At 63.9% G+C, this 26293-nt stretch carries 30 protein-coding genes; 13 read left to right on the top strand and 17 right to left on the bottom strand.

Going from position 1 to position 26293, the window contains the following annotated elements; genetic code table 11:
- Nucleotides 1-68: 68 nt before the first annotated feature.
- Nucleotides 69-1004: an aspartyl/asparaginyl beta-hydroxylase domain-containing protein gene (locus AC05QJ_RS09470; RefSeq protein ID WP_476746610.1), complete on the bottom strand. Its 936-nt coding sequence runs from the start codon at nt 1002-1004 to the stop codon at nt 69-71.
- Nucleotides 1005-1175: 171 nt separating this feature from the next.
- The gene (cysK, locus tag AC05QJ_RS09465; RefSeq protein ID WP_476746609.1) at nt 1176-2150 is read right to left on the bottom strand and encodes a cysteine synthase A; all 975 of its coding nucleotides are present in this window, start codon (nt 2148-2150) and stop codon (nt 1176-1178) included.
- Between the two features lie 127 nt (nt 2151-2277).
- On the opposite strand from cysK, the gene AC05QJ_RS09460 reads away from it, so the two are divergent.
- The 3 genes from AC05QJ_RS09460 to AC05QJ_RS09450 all read left to right on the top strand — a co-directional run bounded on the left by AC05QJ_RS09460 (nt 2278) and on the right by AC05QJ_RS09450 (nt 5531).
- Complete coding sequence (locus tag AC05QJ_RS09460) at nt 2278-3351, top strand: DUF748 domain-containing protein (RefSeq protein WP_476746608.1); 1074 nt, start codon at nt 2278-2280, stop codon at nt 3349-3351.
- Nucleotides 3352-3487: 136 nt separating this feature from the next.
- Nucleotides 3488-4333 (top strand): AAA family ATPase, encoded by an 846-nt coding sequence (locus tag AC05QJ_RS09455; protein WP_476746607.1) that lies wholly within the window; start codon nt 3488-3490, stop codon nt 4331-4333.
- 19 nt (nt 4334-4352) lie between these two features.
- Nucleotides 4353-5531: a vWA domain-containing protein gene (locus tag AC05QJ_RS09450; protein ID WP_476746606.1), complete on the top strand. Its 1179-nt coding sequence runs from the start codon at nt 4353-4355 to the stop codon at nt 5529-5531.
- Nucleotides 5532-5588: 57 nt separating this feature from the next.
- Here AC05QJ_RS09450 and AC05QJ_RS09445 read toward each other — a convergent pair whose 3' ends face one another.
- From AC05QJ_RS09445 to AC05QJ_RS09420, 6 genes are read right to left on the bottom strand one after another with little or no spacing between them, the layout of a single operon-like run.
- Nucleotides 5589-6509 (bottom strand): 5-oxoprolinase subunit C family protein, encoded by a 921-nt coding sequence (locus AC05QJ_RS09445; protein WP_476746605.1) that lies wholly within the window; start codon nt 6507-6509, stop codon nt 5589-5591.
- Nucleotides 6506-7201 (bottom strand): 5-oxoprolinase subunit PxpB, encoded by a 696-nt coding sequence (gene pxpB, locus AC05QJ_RS09440; RefSeq protein WP_476746604.1) that lies wholly within the window; start codon nt 7199-7201, stop codon nt 6506-6508. The genes AC05QJ_RS09445 and pxpB overlap by 4 nt, the downstream gene beginning before the upstream one ends.
- The gene (locus AC05QJ_RS09435) at nt 7198-7947 is read right to left on the bottom strand and encodes a 5-oxoprolinase subunit PxpA (RefSeq protein ID WP_476746603.1); all 750 of its coding nucleotides are present in this window, start codon (nt 7945-7947) and stop codon (nt 7198-7200) included. The genes pxpB and AC05QJ_RS09435 overlap by 4 nt, the downstream gene beginning before the upstream one ends.
- Before the next feature lie 22 nt (nt 7948-7969).
- Nucleotides 7970-8491, bottom strand: coding sequence for a DUF2937 family protein (locus tag AC05QJ_RS09430; protein WP_476746602.1), 522 nt, complete (start codon nt 8489-8491; stop codon nt 7970-7972).
- Nucleotides 8492-8503: 12 nt separating this feature from the next.
- Nucleotides 8504-9283, bottom strand: a complete 780-nt coding sequence (locus AC05QJ_RS09425) for a class II glutamine amidotransferase (protein ID WP_476746601.1) — start codon at nt 9281-9283, stop codon at nt 8504-8506.
- A gap of 19 nt (nt 9284-9302) precedes the next feature.
- The gene (locus tag AC05QJ_RS09420) at nt 9303-9785 is read right to left on the bottom strand and encodes an MFS transporter (protein ID WP_476746600.1); all 483 of its coding nucleotides are present in this window, start codon (nt 9783-9785) and stop codon (nt 9303-9305) included.
- A gap of 84 nt (nt 9786-9869) precedes the next feature.
- On the opposite strand from AC05QJ_RS09420, the gene AC05QJ_RS09415 reads away from it, so the two are divergent.
- Nucleotides 9870-11921, top strand: coding sequence for a S9 family peptidase (locus tag AC05QJ_RS09415; RefSeq protein ID WP_476746599.1), 2052 nt, complete (start codon nt 9870-9872; stop codon nt 11919-11921).
- 84 nt (nt 11922-12005) lie between these two features.
- Entirely contained in the window at nt 12006-12479 is a 474-nt protein-coding gene (locus AC05QJ_RS09410) for a Crp/Fnr family transcriptional regulator (RefSeq protein ID WP_476746598.1), read from the top strand.
- Here the strand turns inward: AC05QJ_RS09410 and AC05QJ_RS09405 are convergent.
- Nucleotides 12476-12751, bottom strand: coding sequence for a hypothetical protein (locus tag AC05QJ_RS09405; RefSeq protein WP_476746597.1), 276 nt, complete (start codon nt 12749-12751; stop codon nt 12476-12478). The two genes, AC05QJ_RS09410 and AC05QJ_RS09405, sit on opposite strands and share 4 nt — an antisense overlap.
- 124 nt (nt 12752-12875) lie before the next feature.
- Between AC05QJ_RS09405 and AC05QJ_RS09400 the strand changes: the two genes are divergently transcribed.
- The 3 genes from AC05QJ_RS09400 (at nt 12876) to AC05QJ_RS09390 (ending at nt 14213) form a co-directional block, all read left to right on the top strand.
- Nucleotides 12876-13250, top strand: coding sequence for a YajD family HNH nuclease (locus AC05QJ_RS09400; RefSeq protein WP_476746596.1), 375 nt, complete (start codon nt 12876-12878; stop codon nt 13248-13250).
- 61 nt (nt 13251-13311) lie between these two features.
- Nucleotides 13312-13782, top strand: coding sequence for an RNA methyltransferase (locus AC05QJ_RS09395; RefSeq protein ID WP_075806095.1), 471 nt, complete (start codon nt 13312-13314; stop codon nt 13780-13782).
- 68 nt (nt 13783-13850) lie between these two features.
- Nucleotides 13851-14213 carry a YgaP family membrane protein gene (locus AC05QJ_RS09390; RefSeq protein WP_476746595.1) on the top strand — a complete coding sequence of 121 codons (363 nt, stop codon included), beginning with the start codon at nt 13851-13853 and terminating at the stop codon, nt 14211-14213.
- A 158-nt stretch (nt 14214-14371) separates the two neighbouring features.
- Here AC05QJ_RS09390 and AC05QJ_RS09385 read toward each other — a convergent pair whose 3' ends face one another.
- Entirely contained in the window at nt 14372-15592 is a 1221-nt protein-coding gene (locus AC05QJ_RS09385; protein ID WP_476746594.1) for a hypothetical protein, read from the bottom strand.
- Between the two features lie 54 nt (nt 15593-15646).
- On the bottom strand, nt 15647-16096 hold the full coding sequence (locus tag AC05QJ_RS09380; RefSeq protein ID WP_476746593.1) for a YcgN family cysteine cluster protein: 450 nt from the start codon (nt 16094-16096) through the stop codon (nt 15647-15649).
- Between the two features lie 151 nt (nt 16097-16247).
- Here AC05QJ_RS09380 and AC05QJ_RS09375 point away from each other — a divergent pair, with 151 nt between their 5' ends.
- The gene (locus tag AC05QJ_RS09375) at nt 16248-16841 is read left to right on the top strand and encodes a nitroreductase family protein (protein ID WP_476746592.1); all 594 of its coding nucleotides are present in this window, start codon (nt 16248-16250) and stop codon (nt 16839-16841) included.
- Nucleotides 16842-16895: 54 nt separating this feature from the next.
- On the opposite strand, the gene AC05QJ_RS09370 is transcribed toward AC05QJ_RS09375, so the two are convergent.
- The 5 genes from AC05QJ_RS09370 to AC05QJ_RS09350 form a co-directional block, all read right to left on the bottom strand.
- A complete protein-coding gene (locus AC05QJ_RS09370; RefSeq protein WP_476746591.1) occupies nt 16896-17828 on the bottom strand; it encodes a D-2-hydroxyacid dehydrogenase in 933 nt (310 codons plus the stop codon).
- 78 nt (nt 17829-17906) lie between these two features.
- Entirely contained in the window at nt 17907-18200 is a 294-nt protein-coding gene (locus AC05QJ_RS09365) for a YcgL domain-containing protein (RefSeq protein ID WP_476746590.1), read from the bottom strand.
- A complete protein-coding gene (gene rnd / locus AC05QJ_RS09360) occupies nt 18197-19330 on the bottom strand; it encodes a ribonuclease D (RefSeq protein WP_476746589.1) in 1134 nt (377 codons plus the stop codon). The genes AC05QJ_RS09365 and rnd overlap by 4 nt, the downstream gene beginning before the upstream one ends.
- Before the next feature lie 123 nt (nt 19331-19453).
- Nucleotides 19454-21088 (bottom strand): phosphoethanolamine transferase, encoded by a 1635-nt coding sequence (locus AC05QJ_RS09355; RefSeq protein WP_476746588.1) that lies wholly within the window; start codon nt 21086-21088, stop codon nt 19454-19456.
- A 195-nt stretch (nt 21089-21283) separates the two neighbouring features.
- On the bottom strand, nt 21284-21649 hold the full coding sequence (locus tag AC05QJ_RS09350; RefSeq protein WP_476746587.1) for a 5-carboxymethyl-2-hydroxymuconate Delta-isomerase: 366 nt from the start codon (nt 21647-21649) through the stop codon (nt 21284-21286).
- Between the two features lie 111 nt (nt 21650-21760).
- Between AC05QJ_RS09350 and AC05QJ_RS09345 the strand changes: the two genes are divergently transcribed.
- Complete coding sequence (locus AC05QJ_RS09345) at nt 21761-21991, top strand: HP1242/YdcH family protein (RefSeq protein ID WP_476746586.1); 231 nt, start codon at nt 21761-21763, stop codon at nt 21989-21991.
- 35 nt (nt 21992-22026) lie between these two features.
- Here AC05QJ_RS09345 and AC05QJ_RS09340 read toward each other — a convergent pair whose 3' ends face one another.
- Complete coding sequence (locus AC05QJ_RS09340) at nt 22027-22836, bottom strand: aspartyl/asparaginyl beta-hydroxylase domain-containing protein (protein WP_476746585.1); 810 nt, start codon at nt 22834-22836, stop codon at nt 22027-22029.
- A 231-nt stretch (nt 22837-23067) separates the two neighbouring features.
- Here AC05QJ_RS09340 and AC05QJ_RS09335 point away from each other — a divergent pair, with 231 nt between their 5' ends.
- The 3 genes from AC05QJ_RS09335 (at nt 23068) to AC05QJ_RS09325 (ending at nt 26291) form a co-directional block, all read left to right on the top strand.
- Complete coding sequence (locus AC05QJ_RS09335; RefSeq protein ID WP_476746584.1) at nt 23068-24381, top strand: glycosyltransferase; 1314 nt, start codon at nt 23068-23070, stop codon at nt 24379-24381.
- Nucleotides 24382-24471: 90 nt separating this feature from the next.
- Nucleotides 24472-25593 (top strand): DegT/DnrJ/EryC1/StrS family aminotransferase, encoded by a 1122-nt coding sequence (locus tag AC05QJ_RS09330; RefSeq protein ID WP_476746583.1) that lies wholly within the window; start codon nt 24472-24474, stop codon nt 25591-25593.
- Nucleotides 25590-26291, top strand: coding sequence for a WbqC family protein (locus tag AC05QJ_RS09325; protein ID WP_476746582.1), 702 nt, complete (start codon nt 25590-25592; stop codon nt 26289-26291). The genes AC05QJ_RS09330 and AC05QJ_RS09325 overlap by 4 nt, the downstream gene beginning before the upstream one ends.
- Nucleotides 26292-26293: the final 2 nt, after the last annotated feature.

The raw sequence follows: 26293 nt of genomic DNA, 5'->3' as shown, positions 1-26293 counted from the left end.
ACAGTATTCGCATGCACCGCCAACCTGTGGGAGCCGGCGTTGCCGGCGATGAGGCCCTCAAGGGCGAATCAGAACAACCAGCGGTACAGCAAGTAAGCAACCACCACTGCCAGCACCGGCCGCAGCACGCGGTAGGCCTTGGGGTTGGCGCGCTTGAAGGTCTTCACCCGCGCGCTGATGACATTGCTGAACTTCTTGCTCCAGGCATAGGCCTGGTTGATCCCGCCCACGCGCTCGTCGTCGGTGTTCTGCGGCGCGGTGGCGCGCCCGAGGAAGGCACTGACCTTGCGGTTGATACGGGTCATCAGCGGGCTGCTCAGCGGACGCTCGACATCGCAGAAGAGAATCACCCGGGTGGTCTCGGTCTCGTTCTTCACCCAGTGTACGTAGGTCTCGTCGAACATCACGTCCTCGCCATCGCGCCAGGCATACGGCTGGCCGTCGACGTAGATGCGGCAGTTGTCGGAGTTAGGCGTGGACAGGCCCAGGTGATAGCGCAGGGAACCGGCGAACGGGTCACGGTGCGGGTTCAGGTGGCTGCCGCCGGGCAGCAGCGCGAACATCGCGCCCTTGACGTTGGGGATGCTGTTGACCAGCTCGACCGTCTTGGGACACAGCGCCTCGGCCGATGGCAGGGCTTTGTCGTACCACTTGAGGTAGAAGCGCTTCCAGCCCTTCTTGAAGAACGAGCCGAAGCCGGCGTCGTTGTCCTTCTCCGCGGCGCGGATGTAACCCTCGTCGAACAGGTGCATGGCCTCTTCGCGGATGGTTTCCCAGTTGTTCTTCAGCACATCCAGTTCAGGGAAGCGCTCGCGGTCCAGGTACGGCTTGGACGGCACGCCGGAGAACAGGTACATCAGCGAGTTGTAGGGTGCGAACAGCGCCGAATGGTTGACGAACTGGCGCAGCACGGGAAGACGCGCCTTGCCCCGCAGGTGCACGAACAGGACGCTGCCGAAGAACAACAGCAACACGCCTGCCTTGGCGACAAAGGAAAAAGTCATGCAACACTCCTGGAAGTTTCGTTCTGGCTCGCCGCCGGAAACCGGCAATGATAAACCGAACAGGCCCCGGTAAAAACAACCGGGGCCTGACATACAGTGTTAAGGATTGTGCAACAACGACAGGTTGAAGACCTTGCCGGAGATCAGAACGAAGGGCGAAGGCCCACCGGGTTACTGCAGGTTTTCCTGATCAGTGAACAGATCGCTGAACAACATGCTCGACAGGTAACGCTCGCCCGAGTCCGGCAGGATCACCACGATGGTCTTGCCCTGCATCTCCGGTTTCTCGGCCAGACGCACCGCTGCCGCCATGGCGGCGCCACAGGAGATACCGCAGAGAATCCCTTCTTCCTGCATCAGGCGCAGGGCCATGGCCTTGGCTTCGTCATCGCTGACCAGCTCGACCTGGTCGACGATGGACAGGTCGAGGTTCTTCGGCACGAAGCCGGCGCCAATGCCCTGGATCTTGTGCGGGCTCGGCTTGATTTCCTCGCCGGCCAGTGCCTGGGTGATGACCGGGGAGACGATCGGCTCGACTGCCACCGACAGGATCGCCTTGCCCTGGGTCTGCTTGATGTAGCGCGACACACCGGTAATGGTGCCGCCAGTGCCGACGCCGGCCACCAGCACATCAACCGCGCCATCGGTGTCGTTCCAGATTTCCGGACCGGTGGTCTTTTCATGGATGGCCGGGTTGGCCGGGTTGTCGAACTGCGCCGGCATGAAGTATTTCTCCGGATCGCTGGCGACGATTTCGTTGGCCTTCTCGATGGCGCCTTTCATGCCTTTTGGCGGCTCGGTCAGCACCAGCTCGGCCCCCAGGGCCTTGAGCACCTTGCGCCGTTCGATGCTCATCGACGCCGGCATGGTCAGCAGCAGCTTGTAGCCACGGGCGGCGGCGACGAAGGCCAGGCCGATACCGGTGTTGCCGGAGGTCGGCTCGACGATGGTCATGCCCGGCTTGAGCTTGCCGCTGCTTTCGGCGTCCCAGACCATGTTCGCGCCGATCCGGCATTTGACCGAGTAACCCGGGTTGCGCCCCTCGATCTTGGCCAGGATGGTGACCCCGCGCGGGGCGATGCGGTTGATCTGCACCAGCGGCGTATTGCCGATGGAATGGGCGTTGTCTGCGAAGATACGGCTCATGGCAGGTTGTCCTTTTGGCACCGAGCGAAAACCTCAAGGGTAAGCCTGCCATGGGGGTGCGTCTACCCCGGTCGAACTCCACGCCATTGACAGCGGTCAACCCTTCATCCGGGACCTGGAGAGACCGATGAAACGCCGCTATCGCTGGCCGCTGATAGGCCTGGCCAGCCTTGTCCTGCTGCTGCTCGTCCTGCACCTGTCACTGCCCTGGCTGGTGCGCGACTACCTCAACGGCAAGCTCGCCGACATGGGCGACTACCGCGGGCAGATCACTGACGTCGACCTCGCCTGGTGGCGCGGCGCCTACAAGATCAATGGCCTGACCATCGTCAAGACCAGCGGCAAGGTGCCGGTGCCGCTGCTGGAGGCGCCGCTGATCGACCTGTCGGTGAGCTGGCACTCGCTGTGGTACGACCATGCCGTGGTGGCGGAAGTGACCTTTCTGCGCCCCGAACTGAACTTCGTCGATGGTGGCAACAAACAGGCCTCCCAGACGGGCCAGGGTACCAACTGGCGCCAACAGCTGGAGAAACTGCTGCCCATCACCCTCAACGAGGTGCTGATCCAGGACGGCACCCTCACCTTCCGCAACTTCAATTCCAAACCGCCGGTAGACCTCAAGGCCACCCAGCTCAACGCCAGCCTCCACAACCTGACCAACGTGGTGGACAAGGAAGGCCGCCGCGACGCCAGTTTCGAAGGCAAGGCCCTGCTGCTGGGGGACGCCGCGGTGGAAAGCAACGCCACCTTCGACCCGCTGAGCAACTTCGAGGACTTCGAATTCCGCCTGCGCGCCACCGACATCCAGTTGCGCCGCCTCAACGACTTCGCCAGTGCCTATGGCAAGTTCGACTTCAATGCCGGCCACGGCGACGTGGTGATCGAGGCCAAGGCGGTCAAGGGCCGGCTCACCGGCTACATCAAGCCGCTGCTGCGGGATGTCGAGGTGTTCAACTGGCAGCAGGACGTGGAGAACAAGGACAAGGGCTTCTTCCGCTCGATCTGGGAAGCCCTGGTAGGCGCCAGCGAGACCGTGCTGAAGAACCAGCAGAAAAACCAGTTCGCCACCCGCGTCGAGCTGTCGGGCAGCGTGCACAAGAGCGATATCAGCGCCTTCGAAGCCTTTTTGCAGATCCTGCGCAACGGCTTCATCCAGGCGTTCAATGCACGTTACGAGCGTTCGCCGCCCAAGTCTGACTGAGTCACCGAGTGACGGCCCATTCAGAGACTGAATGGGCCGTCTGCGTTCACAGCCCCACGGGGTGCGCGTTATAGTCGCCCATGACAATTTTTCCGCCAGGGCCATGCCCCCTGGCTTCTGCATCGAGGATGGACAGATGAAGTTCGAAGGCACCAGCGCTTACGTCGCCACAGACGACCTGAAACTGGCGGTCAACGCGGCGATCACCCTGGAGCGGCCCTTGCTGGTCAAGGGCGAGCCCGGCACCGGCAAGACCATGCTCGCCGAACAACTGGCTGCCTCCTTCGGCGCCAGGCTGATTACCTGGCACATCAAGTCCACCACCAAGGCGCACCAGGGCCTCTACGAATACGATGCGGTCAGCCGCCTGCGCGACTCCCAACTGGGCGTGGACAAGGTCCACGACGTGCGCAACTACCTGAAGAAGGGCAAGCTCTGGGAGGCCTTCGAGTCCGAGGAGCGGGTGATTCTGCTGATCGACGAGATCGACAAGGCCGACATCGAATTCCCCAACGACCTGTTGCAGGAACTCGACAAGATGGAGTTCTACGTCTACGAGACCGACGAGACCATCAAGGCTAAGCAACGTCCGATCATCATCATCACCTCCAACAATGAAAAAGAACTGCCGGACGCCTTCCTGCGCCGCTGCTTCTTCCACTACATCGCCTTCCCCGACCGCGACACGCTGCAGCAGATCGTCGATGTCCATTACCCCAACATCAAGAAAGACCTGGTCAGCGAAGCGCTGGACGTGTTCTTCGACGTGCGCAAGGTCCCGGGCCTGAAGAAAAAGCCGTCCACCTCCGAACTGGTGGACTGGCTCAAGCTGCTGATGGCCGACAACATCGGCGAAGCGGTGCTGCGCGAGCGCGATCCGACCAAGGCCATCCCGCCGCTGGCCGGCGCCCTGGTGAAGAACGAACAGGACGTGCAACTGCTTGAGCGCCTGGCCTTCATGAGCCGTCGCGGCAACCGCTGAGCCAACGGGGGCGAATGCCATGCTGCTCAACCTGTTCAATGAAATGCGCGCGGCCAGGGTGCCGGTGTCGGTGCGCGAGCTGCTCGACCTGATCAATGCGCTGAAAGCGCGGGTCACCTTTGCCGACATGGACGAGTTCTATTACCTGTCGCGGGCGATCCTGGTGAAGGACGAACGGCACTTCGACAAATTCGACCGCGCCTTTTCCGCCTACTTCAAGGGCCTGGAGAACCTCGACCGGCATCTGGAAGCGCTGATTCCGGAAGACTGGCTGCGCAAGGAGTTCGAGCGTCAGCTGACCGACGAGGAACGGGCACAGATCCAGTCCCTCGGTGGGCTGGACAAGCTGATCGAGGAATTCAAGAAGCGCCTGGAAGAACAGAAGGAACGCCACGCCGGCGGCAACAAGTGGATCGGCACCGGCGGCACCAGCCCGTTCGGCTCAGGCGGCTTCAACCCCGAAGGCATCCGCGTCGGCGACGCCGGCAAGCGCCAGGGCAAGGCGGTCAAGGTCTGGGACCAGCGCGAGTACAAGAACCTCGACGACCAGGTGGAACTGGGCACCCGCAACATCAAGCTGGCCCTGCGCCGGCTGCGCAAGTTCGCCCGGCAGGGCGCGGCAGACGAGCTGGACATCGACGGCACCATCGACCACACCGCCCGCGACGCCGGCCTGCTCAACATCCAGATGCGTCCGGAGCGGCGCAACAGCGTCAAGCTGCTGTTGCTGTTCGACATCGGTGGCTCGATGGATGCCCACGTGAAGATCTGCGAAGAACTGTTCTCGGCCTGCAAGACCGAGTTCAAGCACCTGGAGTACTACTACTTCCACAACTTCGTGTACGAGTCGGTGTGGAAGAACAACCTGCGCCGTACCTCGGAGCGCACCTCGACCCTGGACCTGCTGCACAAGTACGGCGCCGACTACAAAGTGGTGTTCGTCGGTGACGCGGCCATGGCGCCCTACGAAATCACCCAGCCGGGGGGCAGCGTCGAGCACTGGAACGAGGAAGCGGGTTATGTGTGGATGCAGCGCTTCATGGAGAAATTCAAGAAGCTCATCTGGATCAATCCGTATCCGAAGGACACCTGGAACTACACCGCCTCGACCAATATCGTGCGCGAGTTGATCGAAGACCGCATGTACCCGCTGACGTTGCGCGGGCTGGAAGAAGGGATGCGGTTCCTTTCCAAGTAGGCTGTTTGGCCTGATCGCTGGCCGGGCGGCGCTCCGCTGGCCAGCGATGGGTCTCTGTCAGCCAGCAAACCTCTCGAACCAATCCTGCATCCCGGCCCAGGCCAGTTCCTGCACCACCGCCCGAAACCTGACGCGCTCCCCCGGCAGGCATTGCGCCAGCCGCGCCAGCGCCAATGGCGTCAACGCCCCCAGCCGCGGATAACCGCCAATGGTCTGCCGGTCATTGAGCAGCACGATCGGCTGCCCATCCGGCGGCACCTGCACCGCCCCCAGCGGGATGCCTTCGGAAATCATCGGCCGCCCCTGATACTGCAACGCCGGCCCCAACAGGCGAATGCCCATGCGGTCGGCGCGGCTGTCCAGTTCCCAAGGGCTGTTGAACGCATCGAACAGGCTTTGCCCGGCGAACTCGCCCAACTGCGCGCCCATTACCAGGTCCAGCAGGGCCTCACCCTCGAACGACGGCCTCAGCGCCGGCGGCACCTCGCTCCGCCCTGCCGACTGGCCGGCGAATGTCAGCACATCACCCTTGACCAATGCCCGCCCTTCTCCATCCAGTCCGCCCAGCCCTTCGCGGATCACCGTGGCGCAACTGCCCAACACCCGCGGCGCATCGAATCCGCCCGGTGCCGCGAGATAAGCCCGGGCGCCCAGCACCGGCTGATTGAAACGCAGACGCTGACCACGCTTGATCGCAAAACTACGCCACGGCAGTAACGGCTGGTCATCCAGGCGAGTATCCAGGTCGGCGCCCGCCACTGCCAGGCAGCAATCCGCCTCGGCCACCAGCGCAAAGCCGCCGAGGGTGATTTCCACCACCGCCGCATCAGCCGGATTGCCCAGCAACCAGTTGGCCCAGCGCGCCGACGCCCAGTCCAGCGCTCCGCCCTGAGTCACGCCCAGATGACGCACGCCGAAACGCCCGGTGTCCTGCACCTGGCACAGCGGCGTGCTGGCCTCGATCGTCAGCCGGCTCATGGCTGTTCCTCCAGCGGCGTGTCATCACCGCCCAGTTTCAGGAATTCATCATGCCCGATCGCCACGAACCGCACCCGGTCGCCCGGCTGCAGCAGGCTGTAGCCGTCACGCTGGCGATCGAACAGCGGCGCCGGGGTCCGGCCGATCAGGTTCCAGCCACCGGGAGACAGGGCCGGATAGGCCGCGGTCTGGCGCTCGGCGATGCCGACGCTGCCAGCGGCCACGCGCTTGCGCGGCGTCGCCAGGCGCGGCGAGGCAAGGGACTCTTCCACCAGCCCCATGAAGGCGAAGCCGGGTGCGAAGCCAAGGGCGAAGACCTGATAGTCGCGGCCACTGTGGCGACGAACGATCTCCTCGTCCGTCACCCCGCAGCGGGCCGCCAGTACGGCAAGCTCGGGCCCGACGCTGCGGTCGTACCACACCGGAATTTCCATCAGGCGCCCGCCCTGGCCGCTGTCCGGGCGCAGGTCACGCAAGGCTTCACCGATCAGGCTGCGCGCTTCGGCAGGCGGGCAATCGAACTGCACCATCAGCGTGGTGTAGGACGGCACCAGCTCCACCAGGCGCTCACCGAACACCTCGCGCAGGCGATGGCTGGCGGCGAGCATCCAGGGCATGTGGGCTTCGTCGATGGCCTCGAAAAGACGGACCATCAGGCAATCGATGGCCACCACTTCGATACGCGGGGTCATGAGGCCAGGGCGTCCAGCGCTTCGCGGATCTGTCGCACCGCCGCCACCGAGCCTTGGTTGTCGCCATGCACGCAGAGGGTCTGCGCCCGCAATTGCACACTGCTGCCGTCGCTGGCCGTCAGCGGCTCGCCCCGGGCCAGGCGCAGGGCCTGCTCCACCACCAGCGCCGGATCGTGATGCACCGCGCCCGGCAGACGCCGCGACACCAGCCGGCCAGCAGCATCGTAGGCGCGGTCGGCGAAGGCTTCGAACCACAGGGTCACACCCAGTTCGGCACCCAGGGCACGGGCCGCGCTGTCGTCGGCGGTGGCCATCAGCATCACGGGCAATGTGCGATCGTAGGTGGCGACCGCCTGCAACACCGCACGCAGCTTTCCGGGGTCGGCCATCATGTCGTTGTACAGCGCTCCATGGGGTTTGACGTAGGCCACACGCGTGCCCTGGACCCGGCACAGGCCATCCAGCGCACCGATCTGGTAGTGCAGCAGGTCACGGACTTCTTCATCGCTGCAGGCCATCGAGCGACGGCCGAAGCCCTGCAGGTCGGGATAGGACGGATGAGCGCCAATCAGCACCTTGCTGGCCACGGCCAGAGCCACCGTATGGCGCATGATGCCCGGGTCGCCGGCGTGGAAGCCGCAGGCGATGTTGGCGCAATCGATGAAGGGCATGACCTCGGCATCCAGACCCATTGTCCAGTTACCGAAGCTTTCGCCCATGTCGCAGTTCAGTAGCAGACGGCTCACACGGGCCTCCCGATTCAACGATTCAACGCCAGCTCGGCTGTACCGCCTTGCGCCGGCCGCCCATGATGATCCAGCCAACCAGCAGCAGCACGCTTTCCACCAGCAAGGCGAACAGCACCGCGCAGCCCAGCCCCCAGGCGCCAGCTTCGGGCGTCAGGAGTATCTGGTAGCTGTAGCCCTTGAGGGTCTCTTCGCGGATCGCCGGATCAGGCCGGGTCAGCACATGCAGGGTGCGGCTCAGCCAGCCACCTTGCAGTGCCTGCCATTCGCCTTCCAGCATGCGGTTGCGGCTGAGCAGGCTGTCGATACTGTTGGCGTCGCTGTTGAAGACCGGGTCGTCACTGGACCGGTAATGCCGCACCAGCGCTTCGAGGTCGCCATTGAAGAAACGCTGTGCGGTCTGCTGGAAGCCCTTGAGGCCCTCCCGCGACTCCAGCAGATGGGCCTCGACCCGCTGGCTGTAGTCATTGATCAGGCCGGGAATCTGTACCCCCAGCAGCAGGCCGCAGGTGAACAGGATCAATCGCAGGTAGCTTCTGAGCATGGCGCCTCTTCCTCAGGCTTGGGTCTGGCCCTTGGCGATGCATTCGCCCTTGCGCCACAGGCCCCACTGGCCGGGCTCGTAGCGGTGCCAGGTTTCGTTCTCGGTGAGCGCCTCGGTGGCGATGACCGTGACCACGTCGTTGGGCGTGGTTTCGGCCTGGAAGTCGACGATCATGTCGACATCCTTGAGCCTTGCCGGGCCGAAGGGCGCGCGCCGGGTGATGTGGACCAGCTTGGTCGAGCAAAAGCAGAACAGCCAGTCCCCATCGCTGAGCAGGCAGTTGAACACGCCCTTGCCGCGGTATTCGCTGCAGGCCTGTTCCAGCACCGGGATCAGCTCCTGCACCTCCACCGGCTCCGGGAAGGCTTCGCGGATGCGGTTGAGCAGGTCGCAGAAGGCCGCTTCGCTGTCGGTGTCGCCCACCGGACGGTAGAACGTGGTCAGGCCATCGAGTTCAGCCAGTTGCCCGTTGTGGGCGAAGCACCAGTTGCGGCCCCACAGTTCGCGGACGAAAGGATAGGTGTTGGACAAGCAGACCTTGCCGACATTGGCCTGGCGGATATGGCCGATCACCACTTCGCTCTTGATCGGATAGCGCTGCACCAGATTGGCGACTTCCGACTCGCAGCTTGCCGCCGGGTCCTGGAACAGGCGCAGGCCGCGGCCTTCGTAGAAACCGATGCCCCAGCCGTCGCGGTGCGGGCCGGTGCGGCCGCCACGCTGCATCAGTCCGGTAAAGCTGAACACGATGTCGGTGGGGACGTTGGCGCTCATGCCCAACAGTTCACACATGCTCGATCACTCCAGGGTGTTACAGACGCGGTTCGAGGCGCTGGCGGCTACCGCCCAGCGGCGGCTCCGGCGGCTCGTTGCGATAACGGTCGCGGCTCGGCACAGGGTCGGCCATGACCTCCTCGGCCTCACGCTGGGCGGCGGCTTCGGCGCGCTCGCGACGGGCACGGGCGCGGGCCTCCAGCGGCAGGCGAATGGCGACGAAGATCAGGTACAGGGCGAAAGCGATCATGCCGTACATGGCCAGATCGGAAACCGCACGCCAGACGTTGTTGCCGACCTTGAACGCAAGGTCCAGGGCGGTGATGGCGATGGCCGGGGCGTAGATGTCCTTGGCCGGGTCGATGATGGTCGGGGTCAGCAGCAACACCGCGATCAGCACCCGCAGCGGCTCGCGCAGCCAGCGCCACATCCAGCCGGTCATGCGAAAGCCCACCCACAGGCAACCCAAGGCGGCCAGGGCGTACAGGCCCCAGGCGAACAGATAGTCGTTTTCGGTCATGGCGTCCGTGGAAAGGTAGGCAAACAGGCGCTTATGATAACGACTTTTCCGCGCTCAGGCGCCCCCCAGCCAAGAGAACACCGCATGCCAGCCACTCTCCCTGCTTCCCACGCACCGATTGCCCGACAGGGCGACGGGCCGGATCCCTACGCCTGGCTGCAGGAACGCGATGCGCCGGAGGTGATGGCCTACCTGGAAGCGGAGAACGCCTGGCAGCAGGCGCAACTGGCCGACCAGGCCGAATTGCGCGAGCAGTTGTTCCAGGAGATCAAGGGCCGCATCCTCGAGACCGACCTGTCGCTGCCCTCGCCCTGGGGGCCGTACCTGTACTACACCCGCACCACAGCGGGCGACGAATACCCACGGCATTACCGCTGCCCGCGTCCGGCGGACGACTCCAATACCGTCGATGAAAGCCGCGAAGAACTGCTGCTCGACCCCAACGAACTGGCCGCCGGCGGCTTCCTCAGCCTCGGCGCCTTCAACGTCAGCCCCGACCACCAGCGCCTGGCCTACAGCCTGGATACCAGCGGCGACGAAATCTACACCCTGTACGTCAAGGAACTGGCCAGCGGCGTGGTCAGCGAGCTGCCCTTCGATGACTGCGACGGCAGCATGACCTGGGCCAACGACAGCCAGACCCTGTTCTTCACCGAGCTGGACGACACCCACCGGCCGTTCCGCCTGTACCGCCACCGCCTGGGCGACAGCACTGCCGAAGCGGTGTTCGAGGAGGCCGACGGGCGTTTCTTCCTGCACTGCTACCGCGCCAGCTCCGAGCGCCAGTTGATCCTGCTGCTCAACAGCAAGACAACCAGCGAAGCCTGGGTGCTCGACGCCGACACTCCACAGCAACCATTCACCTGCCTCGCCCCGCGGGTCGAGGGCCACGAGTACTACCCCGACCACGGCCAGCTCGACGGCCAGTGGCGCTGGTTCATCCGCAGCAACCAGGACGGCATCAACTTCGCCCTGTTCCATGCGCCAAGCGATACGGTTCCGGCCCGCGCCGACTGGCAGGTGCTGGTGCCGCACCGCAACGACATCATGCTGGAGGGCCTGACCCTCAACGCCAGCGCCCTGACCCTGAGCCTGCGTGAAGGCGGACTGCCGGTCATCGAAATCCGCCCCTCTGGCCTGCCCGCCTACCGCGTGCAACTGCCGGACGCCGCTTACAGCCTGTACGTGCAGGACAGCCTGGAGTTCATCAGCCCGCGTATCCGCCTGCGCTACGAAGCGCTGAACCGCCCGGCCCAGGTGCGCCAACTGGTGCTGGCCGATGGCGAGCAGACCGTGCTCAAGCAAACCCCGGTGCTCGGCCCGTTCGATGCCGATGCCTACGTCAGTCGCCGTCTGTGGGCTACCGCTGCCGACGGCACGCGCATCCCGGTCAGCCTGGTGCAGCGCCGCGAAGACCTCGGCAAGCCGGTGCCGCTCTACCTCTACGGCTACGGCGCCTACGGCGAAAGCCTCGACCCGTGGTTCTCCCACGCCCGCCTGAGCCTGCTGGAACGCGGCGTAGCCTTTGCCATCGCCCATGTGCGTGGCGGCGGTGAGTTGGGCGAGTCCTGGTACCGTGCGGGCAAACAGGAACACAAGCAGAACACCTTCGACGACTTCATCGCCTGCGCCGAACACCTGATCGCCGAAGGCGTGACCAGCGCCGGGCAACTGGCGATCAGCGGCGGCAGCGCCGGCGGCCTGCTGATCGGTGCGGTGCTCAACCAGCGCCCGGAACTGTTCAGGGTCGCCATCGCCGAGGTGCCCTTCGTCGACGTGCTGAACACCATGCTCGACCCCGAACTGCCGCTGACCGTCACCGAATACGACGAGTGGGGCAACCCGGAAGAACCCGAGGTGTACGCACGGATCAAGGCCTACGCGCCCTACGAGAACGTGAAGGCCCAGGCCTACCCGGCCATGCTGGTGATCGCCGGCTACAACGACAGTCGCGTGCAGTACTGGGAAGCGGCCAAGTGGGTAGCGCGCCTGCGGGTGACCAGGACCGACAGCAACCCGCTGCTGCTCAAGACCGAACTGGGCGCCGGCCACGGCGGCATGAGCGGGCGTTATCAGGGCCTGCGGGATGTGGCACTGGAATATGCCTTCGTTCTGAATGAGCTGGATGTGGTGTAAATCGCGTTTTTCGTTGTCAGAGCTTGCGCCGCGACACCAGTCGCGGTGCGATCACACAACGACTGACAACAAAGACGGAACGCGATGCCCGAGACCACGCTGCTCAACACCGAAATCCGCGACCTGCTGATGGACTGCGGCCTGTTCGACCACCTGCAACCCGGCGACTTTGCCACGGCCGCCGGCTACTTTGCCCTGAGCACCACCGCCGCGGGCCAGGACATCTTCCGCGAAGGCGATGCCGGCACCTTCATGTGCATCATCGTTTCCGGCCAGGTTTCGGTGCGCAAGACTGATGCCGACGGCCAGGAAGTGGAAATCGCCGTATTGCGCAAGGGCCGCGCCTTTGGCGAGATGGCGGTGCTGGACGGCGAACGGCGCTCCGCCTCGTGCCAGGCCGCCAGCGATTGCCAGTTGCTCAGCCTGGGCAAGGACGCACTGGAAAAGATGCTCAACGAGGCGCCGAAGATCGCCGCGAAGATCATCCGTGCCCTGGCCGTGGCGTTGTCGAAACGCCTGCGGATGCTCGACGGGCAGCGCTTGTCGCAGCAGGTTTAATCGTCTTTTTCCCTGTCCCTGGCAGCGTCTGGCGCCAGCCCTGGCAGTGGCTGGTCTTTCGGCGGGCTGGGCAGCGGCATCGGCGGCAGCAGCGGCGCGCCGGGCGTGCCGTCATTGGCCCGTGGTACGCCGGGTGGTGATACCTGCGGGTAAGGCGTTGGCGTGGCGGTGCCTGGCGCGCCGGGCACCGGGGCGATAACCCGCGGTTGCAAGTCGGCGGCCTGGGCACTGGTCAGCGCGGCAAGGCACAGCAGGATACTCGTCAGACGCATGCGGGGCTCCTGGTCGAGGTACTGCACTACAGACTACTCCGCCGTGTGGCAGTTCGCCTGCCCAGCAGGCGGAACTGGCGTTAAACTGACGTCAACCGTAATACGCCTGAGCAGGACTACAACAATGACTTCGTCTGATTCCGCCGCCGCCACTGCGCGGCTCGACCGCATCCTCGCCGACGCCAAGCGCGACGACGAGATGGGCTACCGCCGCAAAGCCCTGAGGATGTATCCCCACGTCTGCGGCCGCTGCGCCCGCGAGTTCGAAGGCAAGCGCCTGAGCGAACTGACCGTGCACCACCGCGACCACAACCACGACAACAACCCCCAGGACGGCTCCAACTGGGAACTGCTGTGCCTGTACTGCCACGACAACGAGCACGCCCGCTACACCGACCAGCAATACTTCAGCGACGGCTCCCTGAGCACGCCGAGCATCGCCAAGGCCACCCACAACCCGTTCGCCGCCCTGGCCGGCATGCTCAACAAGAAGGACTGAATCCTGCCCGCCAGTGCCGGCAGCCCGTATAATCGCGCTTTTTTTGCGAAGGGCCCGGCACGTGGCGAACAAACGATACAGCTGCATCGGCCTGTACAACCCCAAATCTCCTGAAAACGTCGGCTCGGTAATGCGCGCCGCAGGCTGCTATGGCGTCAACTCGGTGTTCTACACCGGCAAGCGCTACGAGCGCGCCCGCGACTTCGTCACCGACACCAAGCGCGTGCACTACGACATCCCGCTGATCGGCATCGACGACCTGCAGAAAATCATTCCCCTGGGCTGCACGCCGGTAGCGGTGGAACTGGTGGACGGTGCCCGCCCGCTGCCGGAGTACACCCACCCGGACCGCGCTATCTACATCTTCGGCCCCGAGGACGGTTCGCTCGACGACGACGTCCGCGCCTGGTGCGAGGAAACCATCTACATCCCCACCAACGGCTGCATGAACCTGGCGGCCACCGTCAATGTGGTGCTCTACGACCGCATGGCCAAGGGTCTGAACACCCGCTCCGGCCCGCGCTTCAAGTAAATGCGATGGAACGGCAGCCGCCGCAGGGCGGTCTGCTGACTATCACGCACCCCACAGGAGAACCGGCCATGCGCCAGAAGATCGAGATCCCGGCTACGCCTTTCCAGAGCAAGCCTGAACAGAACGTACACGGCTGGGAACGGGCCGGCTCCGTCGCCACCGGCGTGGTGATGGTCGGCAAGGGCCTGCGCCGCGGCGGCCTGCTGGGTCTGATCCAGATGGCGATTGGCGGCGCGGTGCTGGCCCGCGGCGTGACCGGGCGCTGCTCGGCCAAGAGCCTGATGGAGCGCGGTCGCGCCGATCTCGACCAGATCCGTTCGCGGATCGAGCGCAGCGGCAGCGAGCTGACAGCGTTGAAGGCGAGCGCAGAGGCGGCCACGCGTGAGGTAACAGTCACAGGGAATGAGTCGCTGGCCGATCCCAAACCTTGAGCGGATGGCACGAATCCAGGTGGGAGCGGCTTCAGCCGCGATTGGCCGCGCAGCGGCCATAAAACCTGAACTCCCGGTATTCCTGAAACATCGCGGGCTCAGGCTATACGGCGGCTGCGCCGCCGATCGCGGCTGAAGCCGCTCCCAAAAGATCGGTGCTATTTCAGCAACGAGCTGCGCAACACTTCCGACTCCCGCCCCAGCACGCTCTCGGCCAATTGCACGAACTCCTCGGTGGTGACGCTGTTCAGGCGCATCAGCGCCTGGGTCAGGTCGTCCAGCGAGCGCTTGTTCTGGCTGTGGATGCGGATCTCCCGGTCCAGTGCCTGCAACAGCAATACCGCACGGGCTACGGTCGCACCGCTGATCTGTTCGCCACGCAGGCTGGTGACCGCCTTGCCTTCCTTGTTCAGTCGCGTCTGCACCGCCTGGTAGCGGTCGTCGCTGATACCGCCGGCCCGGCGCAGCAACTCGATGGCGTAGTACTCCGCCAGCCCTTCACCGATCCAGTCGCTGCGCTCGCGGTCGTTGATCCGCGCGAACACCCGCACCAGCTCGCGCAACAAAGGGCTGCTGCCATTCTCGCTGACCAGCGGCGTGGCGCTGTTGAGGTAGATCGAGTTGTTCGCCGCCCGCGCGCCACGCCACAACTGCTCGCGGGCTCCGACCAGCAGCAGCTTGGGCGGATTGCGGGGGAACACCGCCTGGTACTGCGGCCAGACGAAGGTAAGCAACGTCAGTGCATCCATCCGCCGCAAGCCCTGGCCGAACGGTCCGGCCACGCTGACTTCGGTCTCGCCCAGGCGGGCGCGTCGCGAGCCGATGTTGCCGGCGAGCATCCAGCCGGTCGGCCGATCGAACAGGCGCGAGACGTTGTCGATGCGAAAACGCTGCTTGCCCACCCGCGGCCAGGCGGTCTCGATGCTGTTCCAGCCGGCGGGCAGGTCCACTTTCAGGCGTGCCACCAATTCGGTGCCGTCCTGCTGGTCGAGCCGTGCGGGCGGCACCAGGTCGTCCCCGCGAAACAGCGCCCACTGCGCGGACAAGCGGCTGTCATGGCTGCCGTTCTTCAACCGGTGATTGAGATTGACCTTGTAGCTCAGGCTCGCCTTGCCGGCCGCCGGATGCCAGACCCCGCGCTGGCGGTCTGCCGCCTGCTGCCAGGGACCATCGGCCTTGAAGTCGCTGTAAAGCCCGTCCTTGCCCAGATCGAAATCCAGGCTGCGCACCTGCGCGCCATCGGCCAGGGTCAGGCTCACCTCGGCCTGGCCGCTCTGCGGCAGCAGACGGACGTGATAATCCAGATCGACTTTCTTCGCCCAGGCCACATTGCTCGCCAGCAGCAACAGGGCCCACGCCAGAGGGTGACGCACAGGCATCGCCTGACTCCTTGCTTGAATACGACCACCGCGCAAGCCGGCCTGGCCTAAGCCTCAGCTGGCGCGGAAGATCAGATAGTCTTCCCAGTCATCCTCGGCCACGCTCGTCTCACTGAGCATGCGCCCGGATTGTGAAATCCGCTGCTTGTGCACCTGTTCGCGATCACCGCACACCAGGTGATGCCAGCGCGGCAGGTCCTTGCCTTCGCTGACCAGGCGATAGCCGCAGGTGGGCGGCAGCCATTTGAACTGATCGGCCTTGCCCGGCGTGAGCTGGATGCAGTCGGGCACATGCTCGAATCGGTTGGGGTAATCGCTGCACTGACAGGTCTTGAGGTCCAGCAGTTTGCAGGCGATCCGTGTGTAGTAGACGCTGTTGTCGTCTTCGTCCTCGAGCTTCTGCAGGCAGCACAGGCCACAGCCGTCGCACAGCGACTCCCACTCGCCACGATCGAGCTGATCGAGGGTCTTGCGGGTCCAGAAGGGTTCGGCGTTTGCCTGCATGTCGCGGTGATCCTGTTTCAAAATTCTTCTGCTCGGTGGAGCGGCGCCAGTCTAGGACGAGTGCTGCGCCTTTGCCAGACCGCTTGTCAGGGTGTGTAGGACAGTTGTAGTTTTGCAAATCATTTCACCCACGCCCTTTGTCAGGAATCCCATGAGCGCCAATCCTCGCACTGCCGAATACGCCATCAATGAACAATTCATCCAGCGCTGGTCGCCTCGCGCCTTCACCGCCGAGCCGATCGCCGAAGAAACCCTGCTGAGCTTCCTCGAAGCCGCCCGCTGGGCGCCGTCGGCCTACAACTCGCAGCCGTGGCGGTTCCTCTTCGCCCGTCGCGACACGCCGAACTGGGAGCGCTACCTGGGCCTGCTCAACGAATTCAACCGCAGCTGGGCGCAACACGCCTCGGCGCTGGTGATCGTGCTGTCCAAGACCACCTTCACCGCACCAGGTGCCAGCGAGGAAACCCCGGCGCTGTGGCACACCTTCGACACCGGTTCCGCTTGGGGCCACCTGGCGCTGCAGGCGAGCCTGAGCGGCTGGCACACCCACGGCATGGCCGGCTTCGACCAGGAGCTGACCCGCAAGGAACTGAAAATCCCCGAGGAGTATGCCCTGCACGCCGTGATTGCCATCGGCAAGCTGGGTGACAAGGCGACCCTCGCCGAATACCTGCAGGCCCGTGAAGTACCAAGCCCGCGTCGTCCGCTGAACGAGCTGGCGGCCGAGGGTGATTTCACCCTGTAAGGCGTCAGGCCCTCATCGCTGGCCGGGCGGCGTTCCGCTTGCCAGCGATGCCTTTCAATACCCCCGGGTGAAATCCACTTCCCCGCGCAACGACTCTCCTGCCCCATACGCTCCCAGGTTCTCGACAAACAACCGCACCATCGCCACCGGCGAGGTCGGCGCCGAGCTGTGCCCGGTCAGCAGCAGGCCCAGGGCGGTCCAGAACGGGTGATTGCGCGGCAACGGCTCCTGCCGGCACACGTCGATCACCGCGCCCGCCAGTTGCCCCTTGGCCAGGGCGTCCACCAGGTCGCCATCGACCACAGCCGCGCCACGGCCGGCGTTGATGAACAGCGCGTCCGGGTTGAAACGGGCGAACAGGGCGGCGTTATAGAGATCGTGGGTGGCCGGGGTGTCCGGCAGCAGGTTGACGATGTAGTCCACCTCCCCCACCAGACGGCCAAGATCATCCAGCCCCGCCACTTCGATGAATGGCGCCTGCTCCCGCGGCTGGCTGGCGATACCGTACAGCTTGACGCCAAACGGAACGAGGAATCCGGCCACCTGGCAACCGATATCGCCGGTGCCGACGATCAGCACGCGGCGCCCGTCCAGGCTGCGGCCGGGACGTCCATCCCACTTGCGCTCGACCTGGCTCATCAGGCGGGTCAGCACTTCGCGCTCATGCCCCAGCATGTAGGTCAGCACGTACTCGGCCATGACCTGGCCGAAGATGCCCACGGCCCGGGTCAGACGGTAGTCACGGCTCAGGCCATCGGCCAGCAACGGGGTGATTCCGGCCCAGGTCGACTGCACCCAGTCCGGGCGGTGCCCCTGGCGCAGCAGGGTCGCCAGCAGGTCTGGCTGGCCGAGCCAGACCGGACAGCTCGCCGCCTGGCGCGACAGTTCGGCGGAGTCGCCGCTGGTGAGCACTTCAAGATCCGGCAGGGCCTCGCGCAGCAGGCGGGCGTAGAGGGCGTGATCCTGTTCGGCGATCAATACACGCATGTCGAATACAACCTTGGAAGACGACGAAGCGGCCAGCCCGGCAGGGCCGACCGCGGGGAGAAGAAAACAGAGGCGGGATCAGACCGGGTCGTTGCGGCGCAACAGCTCCTCGGGCAAATGCTCGATGTACTCTTCCTCGGCCGGCGGCATCTGCAGGTGATAGCCCTGGGTGTCGAGGTTCTCCAGAACCTTGGCAATGTCCTCGCGGGCCAGCGTGCGCTCCGGGGTCAGCACCAGGTCGAAGGCGTGCTGGGGCGTGCCGAAGAACGGCAGCAAGCCTTCCGGCACCTTGTTCAGGCCATCGGCCTTGAGCACGTACAGGTACATTTCGTTCTTGCGCGGGCTTTTGTAGATCGAGCAGATGCGAATCAAGACGGTTCTCCAGCAGCGGCCAGGCAGTCCAGCAGGGCCTGGCCCATCCGTTCGCGGCGCCAGCCGCGCAGCGAGTCGGGCAATTGATAAGGGCCATCGGGGTAGCCGCTCTTGAGCAGCGCCTCGAGGGTTTTCTTGCGCAGCATCAGTTCGGGGGCGATGCTCAGGCGCTCGGCCTCGGCCTGGCCGATGGCACGCAGTTGCTTGAGCAGTGCCGACGCTTCGATCGGCAGCGGCTCGGGCACCGCCGGCGGCCACTCGGAGGGCGGCAGGCTGCCCGTGCGCTGGATCAGTTCGAGGAGGAATTCACCATCCTGGCGCAGGGTACGCGGGTGCATGTCTTCGATGCGGGCCAACGCCACCAGGTTGTCAGGTTGGGTCCGTGCGATCGGCCACATGGCGTGCTCGCGCAGGATGCGGTTGCGCGGCAAGTCACGGGCACGGGCCTCGGTTTCGCGCCAGGCGCAGAGTTCGCGCAATACGGCCAACTGGGCGCGGGACAGTTTCCAGGCCAGCTTGGCATCGCGGTACAACTCGTAGGGATCGGTTTCGCGGCGCAGTTGCAAGACCAGTTCGGCGCCGTCTTCCAGCACCCAGGCGTTCTTGTCGTCGCTCAGTTGCGGACGCAGCCGATCGTAGAGTTCGGCCAAGTGCACGGCGTCTTCCGCGGCGTAGCTGACCTGAGTCTCAGAGAGCGGGCGTTGCAACCAGTCGGAACGGGTTTCGCCCTTGGGCAGTTCGATACCCAGCACCTCTTGCACCAGCCGCGAGTAGCCCATGGAGAAACCGAGGTTGAGGTAACCGGCGGCCAACTGGGTGTCGAACAACGGGGCCGGCAGGCTGCCGGTCAGGCGCAGCAGCACTTCGAGGTCTTCGCTGCAGGCGTGCAGCACCTTGGTGACCGCGGGGTCTTCGAGCAGTTCGGCCAGCGGCTGCCAGTCGTTGACCAGCAGCGGGTCGATCAGAAAGGCGCGTTGTCCGTCGCCGACCTGGATCAAACCGGCTTTGGGGTAGAAGGTGTCGACCCGCATGAACTCGGTGTCGAGTGCCACGAAGGGCAGTTGACGCCACAACCGGCAATGTTCCGCCAGGCTGCGGTCGTCGCAAATCCAGTGAATATCGATGGCCACAAGGCTCTCCCACGAACAATGGCGCGCAGTATATACGGCGCGGGCCGTCGCCGGGAAACCGCCCGACGGCCCTCTCCTATTGGTTTGTAAGAGAAGTAGACAGCCCGCGTTTTTACAACTGGATCAGCCCGTGGTCCCCTTCGGACGACAGGAGGCGAAAAGATCCAGGTCGGGGTTGTACAGCGAGGTGTTCACCTGCAGCAGGCCGAGCATGGAATGGAACAGGTTGTCCTGGCTCAGCGACCGCTCGCGGCGCTGTTGCAGGCAATCGACGTCCACGCCGAAGCGCTGGCGATAGCTGTCGGAGAACCAGGCCAGCATCGGCACGTGTTTCTGCTGCTCCGGCGCCACCATGTACGGCGTGCCGTGGAGGAACAGGTTGTACTCGCCCAGCGACTCGCCGTGGTCGGACAGGTACAGCATCGCGGTGTCCACCTTGCCCTGCTTGCTGCGCAGCACATCGATCAGCGAGGCGAGCACGTGGTCGGTATAGACCAGGGTGTTGTCGTAGCCGTTGATGATGCTCTGGCGGTCGCACTGGTTCAGGGCATTGCTCTGGCACACCGGGGTGAAGCGTTCGAACTGCCTGGGGTAGCGCTTGAAGTAGTCCGGGCCATGGCTGCCCATCTGGTGAAGCACCAGCACGGTGTCCTCCTTGAGGTCGTCGATGCGTGCCGCGAGGTCCTTGAGCAGGATTTCGTCGTGGCATTCGCTGTCGGCACACAGCCCTGGCTCCTTGAGGTTGCTCACGTCCTCGAAGTGGACGCGGTCGCAGGTGCCCTTGCAGCCGGACTGGTTGTCGCGCCAGTACACCGCCAGGCCCGCACGCTTGAGGATGTCGAGCAGCCCTTCCTGGTTCTTCGCCGTATTGGCGTCGTAGGTCTTGCGGGTCATGCCGGAGAACATGCAGGGCACGGAAACCGCTGTCTCGGTACCACAGGAGGTGACGTTGCTGAACGCCACCAGCCCGTTCTCCTTCGCCAGCTCAGGCGTGGTATCGCGCGAGTAACCCAGCAGGCCGAAGTTCTCCGCCCGGGCGCTCTCGCCCACCACCAGTACGGTCAGCGACTTGCGCGGGTGGTTGGCCCAGCCTGGCGCCAGGGTCGCGTCCTCGCCGATCTTGCGGAACGACTGCGTGGCGCCGCCCACTTTTTCCCGCACGTAGTTCACCGAAGCGCCGATGTAGTTACTCGGCACCACCATCAGGCGCAATTCGTGATGGTTGCGAAACAGCGAGGCCAGCCCCTGATAGTTGAGCATTGCCACCGCTGCCAGCAGGATCAGACTGGCGAGGCCGACCCAGAGCTTGCGCAACAACTCCCGAGGCAGACTGCGAAAGTTGATCGGTGTCCTGAAAAGAACATAAGTGGGCAGCACGCCCAGCACCACGATATAAACCAGCAACTTCAACGACAACAGATCTCGAACTTCCGTGGCATTGGTTTCCACGGTATTGCGCAACATGCCGATATCAATCAATACGCCGTATTGATTCATGAAGTACGCCACGGCGGCACTGATGATGAACAGGCCCGCCAATAACGGTTTGAGCGTTTGACGAAACGCCAGCAGGGTCAGAAAGAAGTTGAATGCGCAAAACAGCAGCACGCCGAACGCCAGCCTCAACAGCAGGGCGTGGCCGTCCCCCTGCAGCACCGTGCTGACATGCTCCCACAGCACCGAGTTGAAGCCGAGCAACAGATAGGCACTGGCCAGCAGCGTCACCCATTCGGGACGCAGGGATTTTAATTTCAGCATGATGTTTCGCTTATGAAGTAGGCCACGCTAATGCCGTTTCGGCATCAGCCTTTTATGGCGGTGGACTTTAAGCAGCGATTCATCAATTTTCCGTGAAAAAAGCGCGAACAAACAATGGCCGTGGATGAAGCTTTGTTAATGTGCGCATCGTGTTCAGCCGCCGTTCAGAAAACAGCGGCCTGAAGTCATCGCAGATCAACCGGGCAAACGCACTTTCGAATAAGAATCACGATCAATATCAAGTAACTCGACGCACAACTGGATATCCAGGCCGGCCTGGGCCGGGACGCTGTCTTTCAACACCTCCAGCAGGCTTGCGGACAATTGCCGCTTGATCTGCGGCGAGCGCCCGCTGAGCAGCGCCAGTTTCACATGCACGAAGGCCCGCTCGACCGGAGCGATGCCGACGCGGAAATCCTCGAAGGCCACGGCACGGCTCTTGATGTCCACTTCGTCGCTGAATTGGCCGCTGGCCACCAATGCATTGTTCAAGCGCAGCAGCGCCTTGTCGGTTTCCAGGTTGCGCAGATTGGCGCTGTATTCCAGGTGCAGTTGCGGCATGTCAGGTTTCCTGAAGCGAGACAAAGAGCCACAGCCTACTCCAGCTACCCAACCCGGCAAAGGCAACTATCCTCAAGGTTCATGCCCCGACCTGACTGAGGAGATCAACATATGCCGGTCAAGCACAACCTGTACGCCGACCTGGGCGTTACCGCGGACGAATTCGAGGCGCAGAAGAGGGCCCACTCCCAGCTGGCCGATCTGGAAGCGAAATACCTGAGCAAGGACCGGGACGTCGTCGACGCCGAGGAGAGCAGCAGCGCTGACGATCTGGTCAACAAGCTGCGCAAGGAGCGTCTGGCAATCAAGGACGACATCGTCAAGTTGCTCAAACGCGGTTGAGCCGCGCTCCCGCTGACGCGCGGCCCGCCCTCGCGTCAGCTCATCACCTGGCGCCGCAAGCGTCGACGGAATGCCGCCAGCGCCTGGTCCGGCGAAAAAACGAAACCTTGCTCCCGCCCCAGCGCCAGGCAACGCTCGATGAACGCCTGGCGCTCGAGCAGCGCGTCCAGTTGCGCACTGGCTTCGGGCTGGTCTTGCAGCCAGCGCTCGAACCCGGCGAACGCCGTGGCGAAGCGGCCACTGCCAGGGGCCGGCGTACTGCCTTGTCCGCGTTCGATCGCCGCCTCCAGCCAAGGCCCGGGGCGACAGTCGATAACCAGATGGATCCGCGGATCGTCGCCATGGTTATTGACGCTGTGGGGCTGATACAGGTCGAGGAACCAGCATTCTCCGGCACGCATGGGCATGCGCTGGTTGTCGAGCATGAAATCGACATTTTCCGGCGCCAGCAATGGCACGTGCAGGCGCATATCGGCGTCCGGTCCGCCGAGGTCGTAGTCACGGTGCTCGCGGATATGGCTGCCCGGCCCGAGCCGCAACAGGCGGGCATTACAGATCTCCACGTCCAGCTCCCGCAGCCCCTGTTCCCAACGCGGGTCGCGCAACCAGGGTTGCCGCTTGATCGCAGGGCCTGTTCCGTGCAAAAGCTCGACCGCAGAGTCGGTGGAAACCAAGGCCACACCGCTCCAGTCCCCCTGGTAGTAATCACGGTTGAAGTGCGGCTGCCACGCCGATTCGTCGATAGCGGCCAGCGCTGCCTGAAGCAGCTCGGTATCGATCGTCAGCGGCAGACGCGAGAAAGCGGGACGACGACGAACGCCATCCTGGGAAAGTCCGGAATCCATACCCTGGCCCCTGTGCGAGTCCCGTTTGCAGTGCGGCCCAGTCTAAGTTCCACGCGCTGGCCGTCAAGCACAATGCCATCACCCGCAGTTGCCCGGTTGTCGCACCCTTCACGGTTGTGACAGGCGGTCGCCTGATGCATGCTGCGCCACGGTCATGAAAGCGCCAGACCGGCCGATACAACGGTTACAGCCTTTGCGTGGACGTACCACGCCCTATTCGAAGCGATGCCTATGCACCCTACCTACCTGAACCTCGGTTGCGCCGCTCACTACCGCCAGGGTTTCCTGAATGTCGACCTCGATGCCCCACAGGCGGACCAGCATCTGCAGCCCGACGCAGCACTGCCCTGGGAGCGCGGCACGGTGCCGGGGATCTACAGCGCCAACCTGCTCGAGCGACTGCCGCGCAACCAGGGAATCCGCCTGCTGCATGAGTGCCGACGGGTGCTGCAGCCGGGGGGCGTGATTCGCATCGTCACCACCGACCTCAAGGCATTGCTCGACGATTACCTGAGCGATCGCCAGCACCCCGAGGCGCCAGGTGTCTTCCGTGGCCAGCGGCTGAACGAAGTCCTGCGTGGCCAGGCCTGGACCTATGACGCCGAGGAACTGACGCGCATCTGCAAGATGATCGGCCTGGAGCCGGTTACCGACACGCCGGATGGCACCAGCAGCGACCCGGTACTGAACGGGCTGGAGGCGCCAGGTACAGGGCAACTGGTGCTGGAGTTCCGCAAGCCGCAGCGCCAGTTGGCGCAGGGGGATCAGCCGCTGGTCAGTATCGTCATGCCAACCTTCAACCCCAGCTACCTGCACTTCGCACTGCAAAGCGCACTGAACCAGACCTACACCCATCTGGAAATCCTCCTCTGCGACGACTGCCCCACGGACGCGATCGAACGTATCGCTGCGGAGTACGGTAAATTCGACTCGCGCATCCGTTACATTCGAAACCCGGACGCCGGCAAGGACATCGGTCGCCTCAACCACGTGCTCTGCCTCAACGAGGCTCGTGGCGAGTTCATCAAATTCCTCAATGACGACGACCTGCTCGACGTCGAATGTGTCGAGCGCATGATCAATAGCTTCAGCACCTACCCGGATATCACCCTGGTGACCTCCAAGCGCCAGCGCATCGACCAGGACGGCACGCCGCTCGGCGATATTCCCGCGACGCAGGCGCCGGTGGCCGCAGACTCGACGATCGAGGGGCTATCGCTGGGCACTGCGCTGATGCTTTCGCAGGTCAACTTCGTCGGCGAACCGAGCACCGTAATGTTCCGCCGCGACGATATGCTCGGAGTCATGCCCGATTTCATGTCAGTGGACGAGCAGCCAATCGCCTGGGCATCGGATGTGGCGATCTTCCTGAACCTGGCACTGAAGGGGAACACTGTCTATCTGGTCGAGCCACTAAGCAGCTTCCGCATCCATGGCGAACAATGCCAGGTATTGTACGGCGCTGCCGCCCAAAGCGAATCGCGGCGCTGCTGGGGCATCATGCGCGATTTCTGGACCCGCCATGAATTCGACAAATCACTGTGAACGAACCCGGCCCGACCCGGTTCAGACGAGAGACAGGCCTACCGGCACGGATCGGTGGCCAGGGAAACACACCATGACAGTGCGCAGTCTATGAGCGACCGGGACCCGATTTTCGTTACCCAGCCCGCGCTTCCCGACCTGGAAGCCTTCATCCCCCACCTGCGGGAGATCTGGGACCGGCGCATGCTGACCAACGGCGGACCGATGCACCAGCGGCTCGAAGCGGCCCTGTGCGAGCATCTCGGCGTCGAGCATATTTCGCTGTTCTGCAACGGCACCCAGGCGCTGATCACTGCGGTACAAGCCGCAGGGCTCAGCGGCGAGGTGATCACCACGCCCTACTCCTTCGTTGCCACGGCACATTCACTGCTGTGGAATCACCTCACGCCGGTGTTCGTCGACATCCACCCGGAGACCCTGAACCTCGATCCGGCGCGGATCGAGGCAGCAATTACCGAGCGCACCACGGCAATCATGCCCGTCCACTGCTACGGCCACCCGTGCGACGTTCCTGGTATCCGCCAGGTCGCCGAACATCACGGACTCAAAGTGATCTACGACGCCGCCCATGCCTTCGGCGTGCGCGATGCTGGCGGCAGCTTGCTACGCCATGGCGACCTGTCGGTGCTGAGTTTCCATGCCACCAAAGTGTTCAGCACCTTCGAAGGCGGTGCCATCGTCTGCCCCGATGAAACCACCAAGCGCCATATCGACCAGTTGAAGAACTTCGGCCTTTCCCCCGACGGCAGTACGGTGGAGTTCACCGGCACCAACGGCAAAATGAGCGAGATCCACGCCGCCTTCGGCCTGCTCCAGCTGGAGCACCTGAGTGAAGCTCTGGAACGGCGTCGGTCGATCGACCAGCGCTACCGTGAGGGGCTGGCGAAGGTCTCAGGCATCCGCTGCATAGACGGCGTCAGCGAGCATCAGGCCAACCATGCCTACTTCCCGATTCTGGTCGAACCCTCTTACCCGCTGAGCCGCGATGCGCTGTTCGAGCATCTCGCGGCCCATCAGATCCATGGGCGGCGCTACTTCCAGCCACTGATCAGCAGCCTGCCCATGTACCGCGACCTGCCTTCGGCCAGCCCGGCCAATCTGCCGGTGGCCAACCGCATAGTGAAACAGGTGATCTGCCTGCCGATCTATCCCAACCTGGAACACGAGACCGTGGACTTCATCATCGGACTGATCGCCGGAGCCACTGCATGACCGCTGTGGCGATCATGCAGCCGTACCTGTTTCCCTACATCGGTTACTGGCAACTGCTGCAAGCATCGGATTGTTTCGTGGTCTACGACGACGTGAACTACATCAATCGCGGCTGGATCAACCGCAACCGGATCCTCGTCAACGGCGAACCACTGCTCGTCACCCTGCCACTGCTCCAGGCGTCGCAGAACCGCAGGATCCGCGACATTGAAATCGCTCCCGCCGCACAGTGGCGATCGCGCCTGCTACGTACCGTGGAAATGGCCTACCGCAAGACGCCCTGTTTTGATCAAGTATTTCCGCTGGTCGAGCGCATTCTCGGTCACGATGACACCAATCTGGCAGGTTTCCTTGGACACCAGTTGCACTGCCTCGCCCGCTTCATGGGCCTGGAAACCAGGATCGTGGCCAGCAGCACTGCCTATCAGAACAGTCAACTGGCAGGGCAGGAACGTATTCTCGATATCTGCCGTCAGGAGCGGGCGTCGACCTACATCAACGCCCAGGGCGGACGTTCGCTGTATGAGCCGACGGCGTTCGCCAGCCAGGACATCGACCTGCGCTTCATTGCAATGCGCCCGCTCCCCTACCCGCAGCGCAACGCAAGCTTCACGCCCTACCTGTCGATCATCGATGCCCTGATGGAGGTTGGACCGCAAGGCATAGAGCCGCACCTGAAGGCCTTCGATTACCTTTGAGG

This window comes from Pseudomonas sp. TUM25319, assembly GCF_056388475.1.
Note: the sequence above shows the minus strand (reverse complement) of the source record. Positions and strands in the feature narration are given on the sequence as shown.

Bases quoted from the DNA above. Each gene is read 5' to 3' on its own strand.
- AC05QJ_RS09355 (WP_476746588.1), bottom strand. From the start codon at position 21,088: ATGCTGAAATTAAAATCCCTGCGTCCCGAATGGGTGACGCTGCTGGCC.
- AC05QJ_RS09420 (WP_476746600.1), bottom strand. From the start codon at position 9,785: ATGACCGAAAACGACTATCTGTTCGCCTGGGGCCTGTACGCCCTGGCC.
- AC05QJ_RS09410 (WP_476746598.1), top strand. From the start codon at position 12,006: ATGCCCGAGACCACGCTGCTCAACACCGAAATCCGCGACCTGCTGATG.
- AC05QJ_RS09375 (WP_476746592.1), top strand. From the start codon at position 16,248: ATGAGCGCCAATCCTCGCACTGCCGAATACGCCATCAATGAACAATTC.
- AC05QJ_RS09325 (WP_476746582.1), top strand. From the start codon at position 25,590: ATGACCGCTGTGGCGATCATGCAGCCGTACCTGTTTCCCTACATCGGT.
- AC05QJ_RS09400 (WP_476746596.1), top strand. From the start codon at position 12,876: ATGACTTCGTCTGATTCCGCCGCCGCCACTGCGCGGCTCGACCGCATC.
- AC05QJ_RS09450 (WP_476746606.1), top strand. From the start codon at position 4,353: ATGCTGCTCAACCTGTTCAATGAAATGCGCGCGGCCAGGGTGCCGGTG.
- AC05QJ_RS09385 (WP_476746594.1), bottom strand. From the start codon at position 15,592: ATGCCTGTGCGTCACCCTCTGGCGTGGGCCCTGTTGCTGCTGGCGAGC.
- AC05QJ_RS09350 (WP_476746587.1), bottom strand. From the start codon at position 21,649: ATGCCGCAACTGCACCTGGAATACAGCGCCAATCTGCGCAACCTGGAA.
- AC05QJ_RS09330 (WP_476746583.1), top strand. From the start codon at position 24,472: ATGAGCGACCGGGACCCGATTTTCGTTACCCAGCCCGCGCTTCCCGAC.
- AC05QJ_RS09340 (WP_476746585.1), bottom strand. From the start codon at position 22,836: ATGGATTCCGGACTTTCCCAGGATGGCGTTCGTCGTCGTCCCGCTTTC.
- pxpB (WP_476746604.1), bottom strand. From the start codon at position 7,201: ATGACCCCGCGTATCGAAGTGGTGGCCATCGATTGCCTGATGGTCCGT.
- AC05QJ_RS09345 (WP_476746586.1), top strand. From the start codon at position 21,761: ATGCCGGTCAAGCACAACCTGTACGCCGACCTGGGCGTTACCGCGGAC.
- AC05QJ_RS09370 (WP_476746591.1), bottom strand. From the start codon at position 17,828: ATGCGTGTATTGATCGCCGAACAGGATCACGCCCTCTACGCCCGCCTG.
- AC05QJ_RS09455 (WP_476746607.1), top strand. From the start codon at position 3,488: ATGAAGTTCGAAGGCACCAGCGCTTACGTCGCCACAGACGACCTGAAA.
- AC05QJ_RS09405 (WP_476746597.1), bottom strand. From the start codon at position 12,751: ATGCGTCTGACGAGTATCCTGCTGTGCCTTGCCGCGCTGACCAGTGCC.
- cysK (WP_476746609.1), bottom strand. From the start codon at position 2,150: ATGAGCCGTATCTTCGCAGACAACGCCCATTCCATCGGCAATACGCCG.
- AC05QJ_RS09425 (WP_476746601.1), bottom strand. From the start codon at position 9,283: ATGTGTGAACTGTTGGGCATGAGCGCCAACGTCCCCACCGACATCGTG.
- AC05QJ_RS09430 (WP_476746602.1), bottom strand. From the start codon at position 8,491: ATGCTCAGAAGCTACCTGCGATTGATCCTGTTCACCTGCGGCCTGCTG.
- AC05QJ_RS09415 (WP_476746599.1), top strand. From the start codon at position 9,870: ATGCCAGCCACTCTCCCTGCTTCCCACGCACCGATTGCCCGACAGGGC.
- AC05QJ_RS09445 (WP_476746605.1), bottom strand. From the start codon at position 6,509: ATGAGCCGGCTGACGATCGAGGCCAGCACGCCGCTGTGCCAGGTGCAG.
- AC05QJ_RS09335 (WP_476746584.1), top strand. From the start codon at position 23,068: ATGCACCCTACCTACCTGAACCTCGGTTGCGCCGCTCACTACCGCCAG.
- AC05QJ_RS09390 (WP_476746595.1), top strand. From the start codon at position 13,851: ATGCGCCAGAAGATCGAGATCCCGGCTACGCCTTTCCAGAGCAAGCCT.
- AC05QJ_RS09380 (WP_476746593.1), bottom strand. From the start codon at position 16,096: ATGCAGGCAAACGCCGAACCCTTCTGGACCCGCAAGACCCTCGATCAG.
- AC05QJ_RS09460 (WP_476746608.1), top strand. From the start codon at position 2,278: ATGAAACGCCGCTATCGCTGGCCGCTGATAGGCCTGGCCAGCCTTGTC.
- AC05QJ_RS09470 (WP_476746610.1), bottom strand. From the start codon at position 1,004: ATGACTTTTTCCTTTGTCGCCAAGGCAGGCGTGTTGCTGTTGTTCTTC.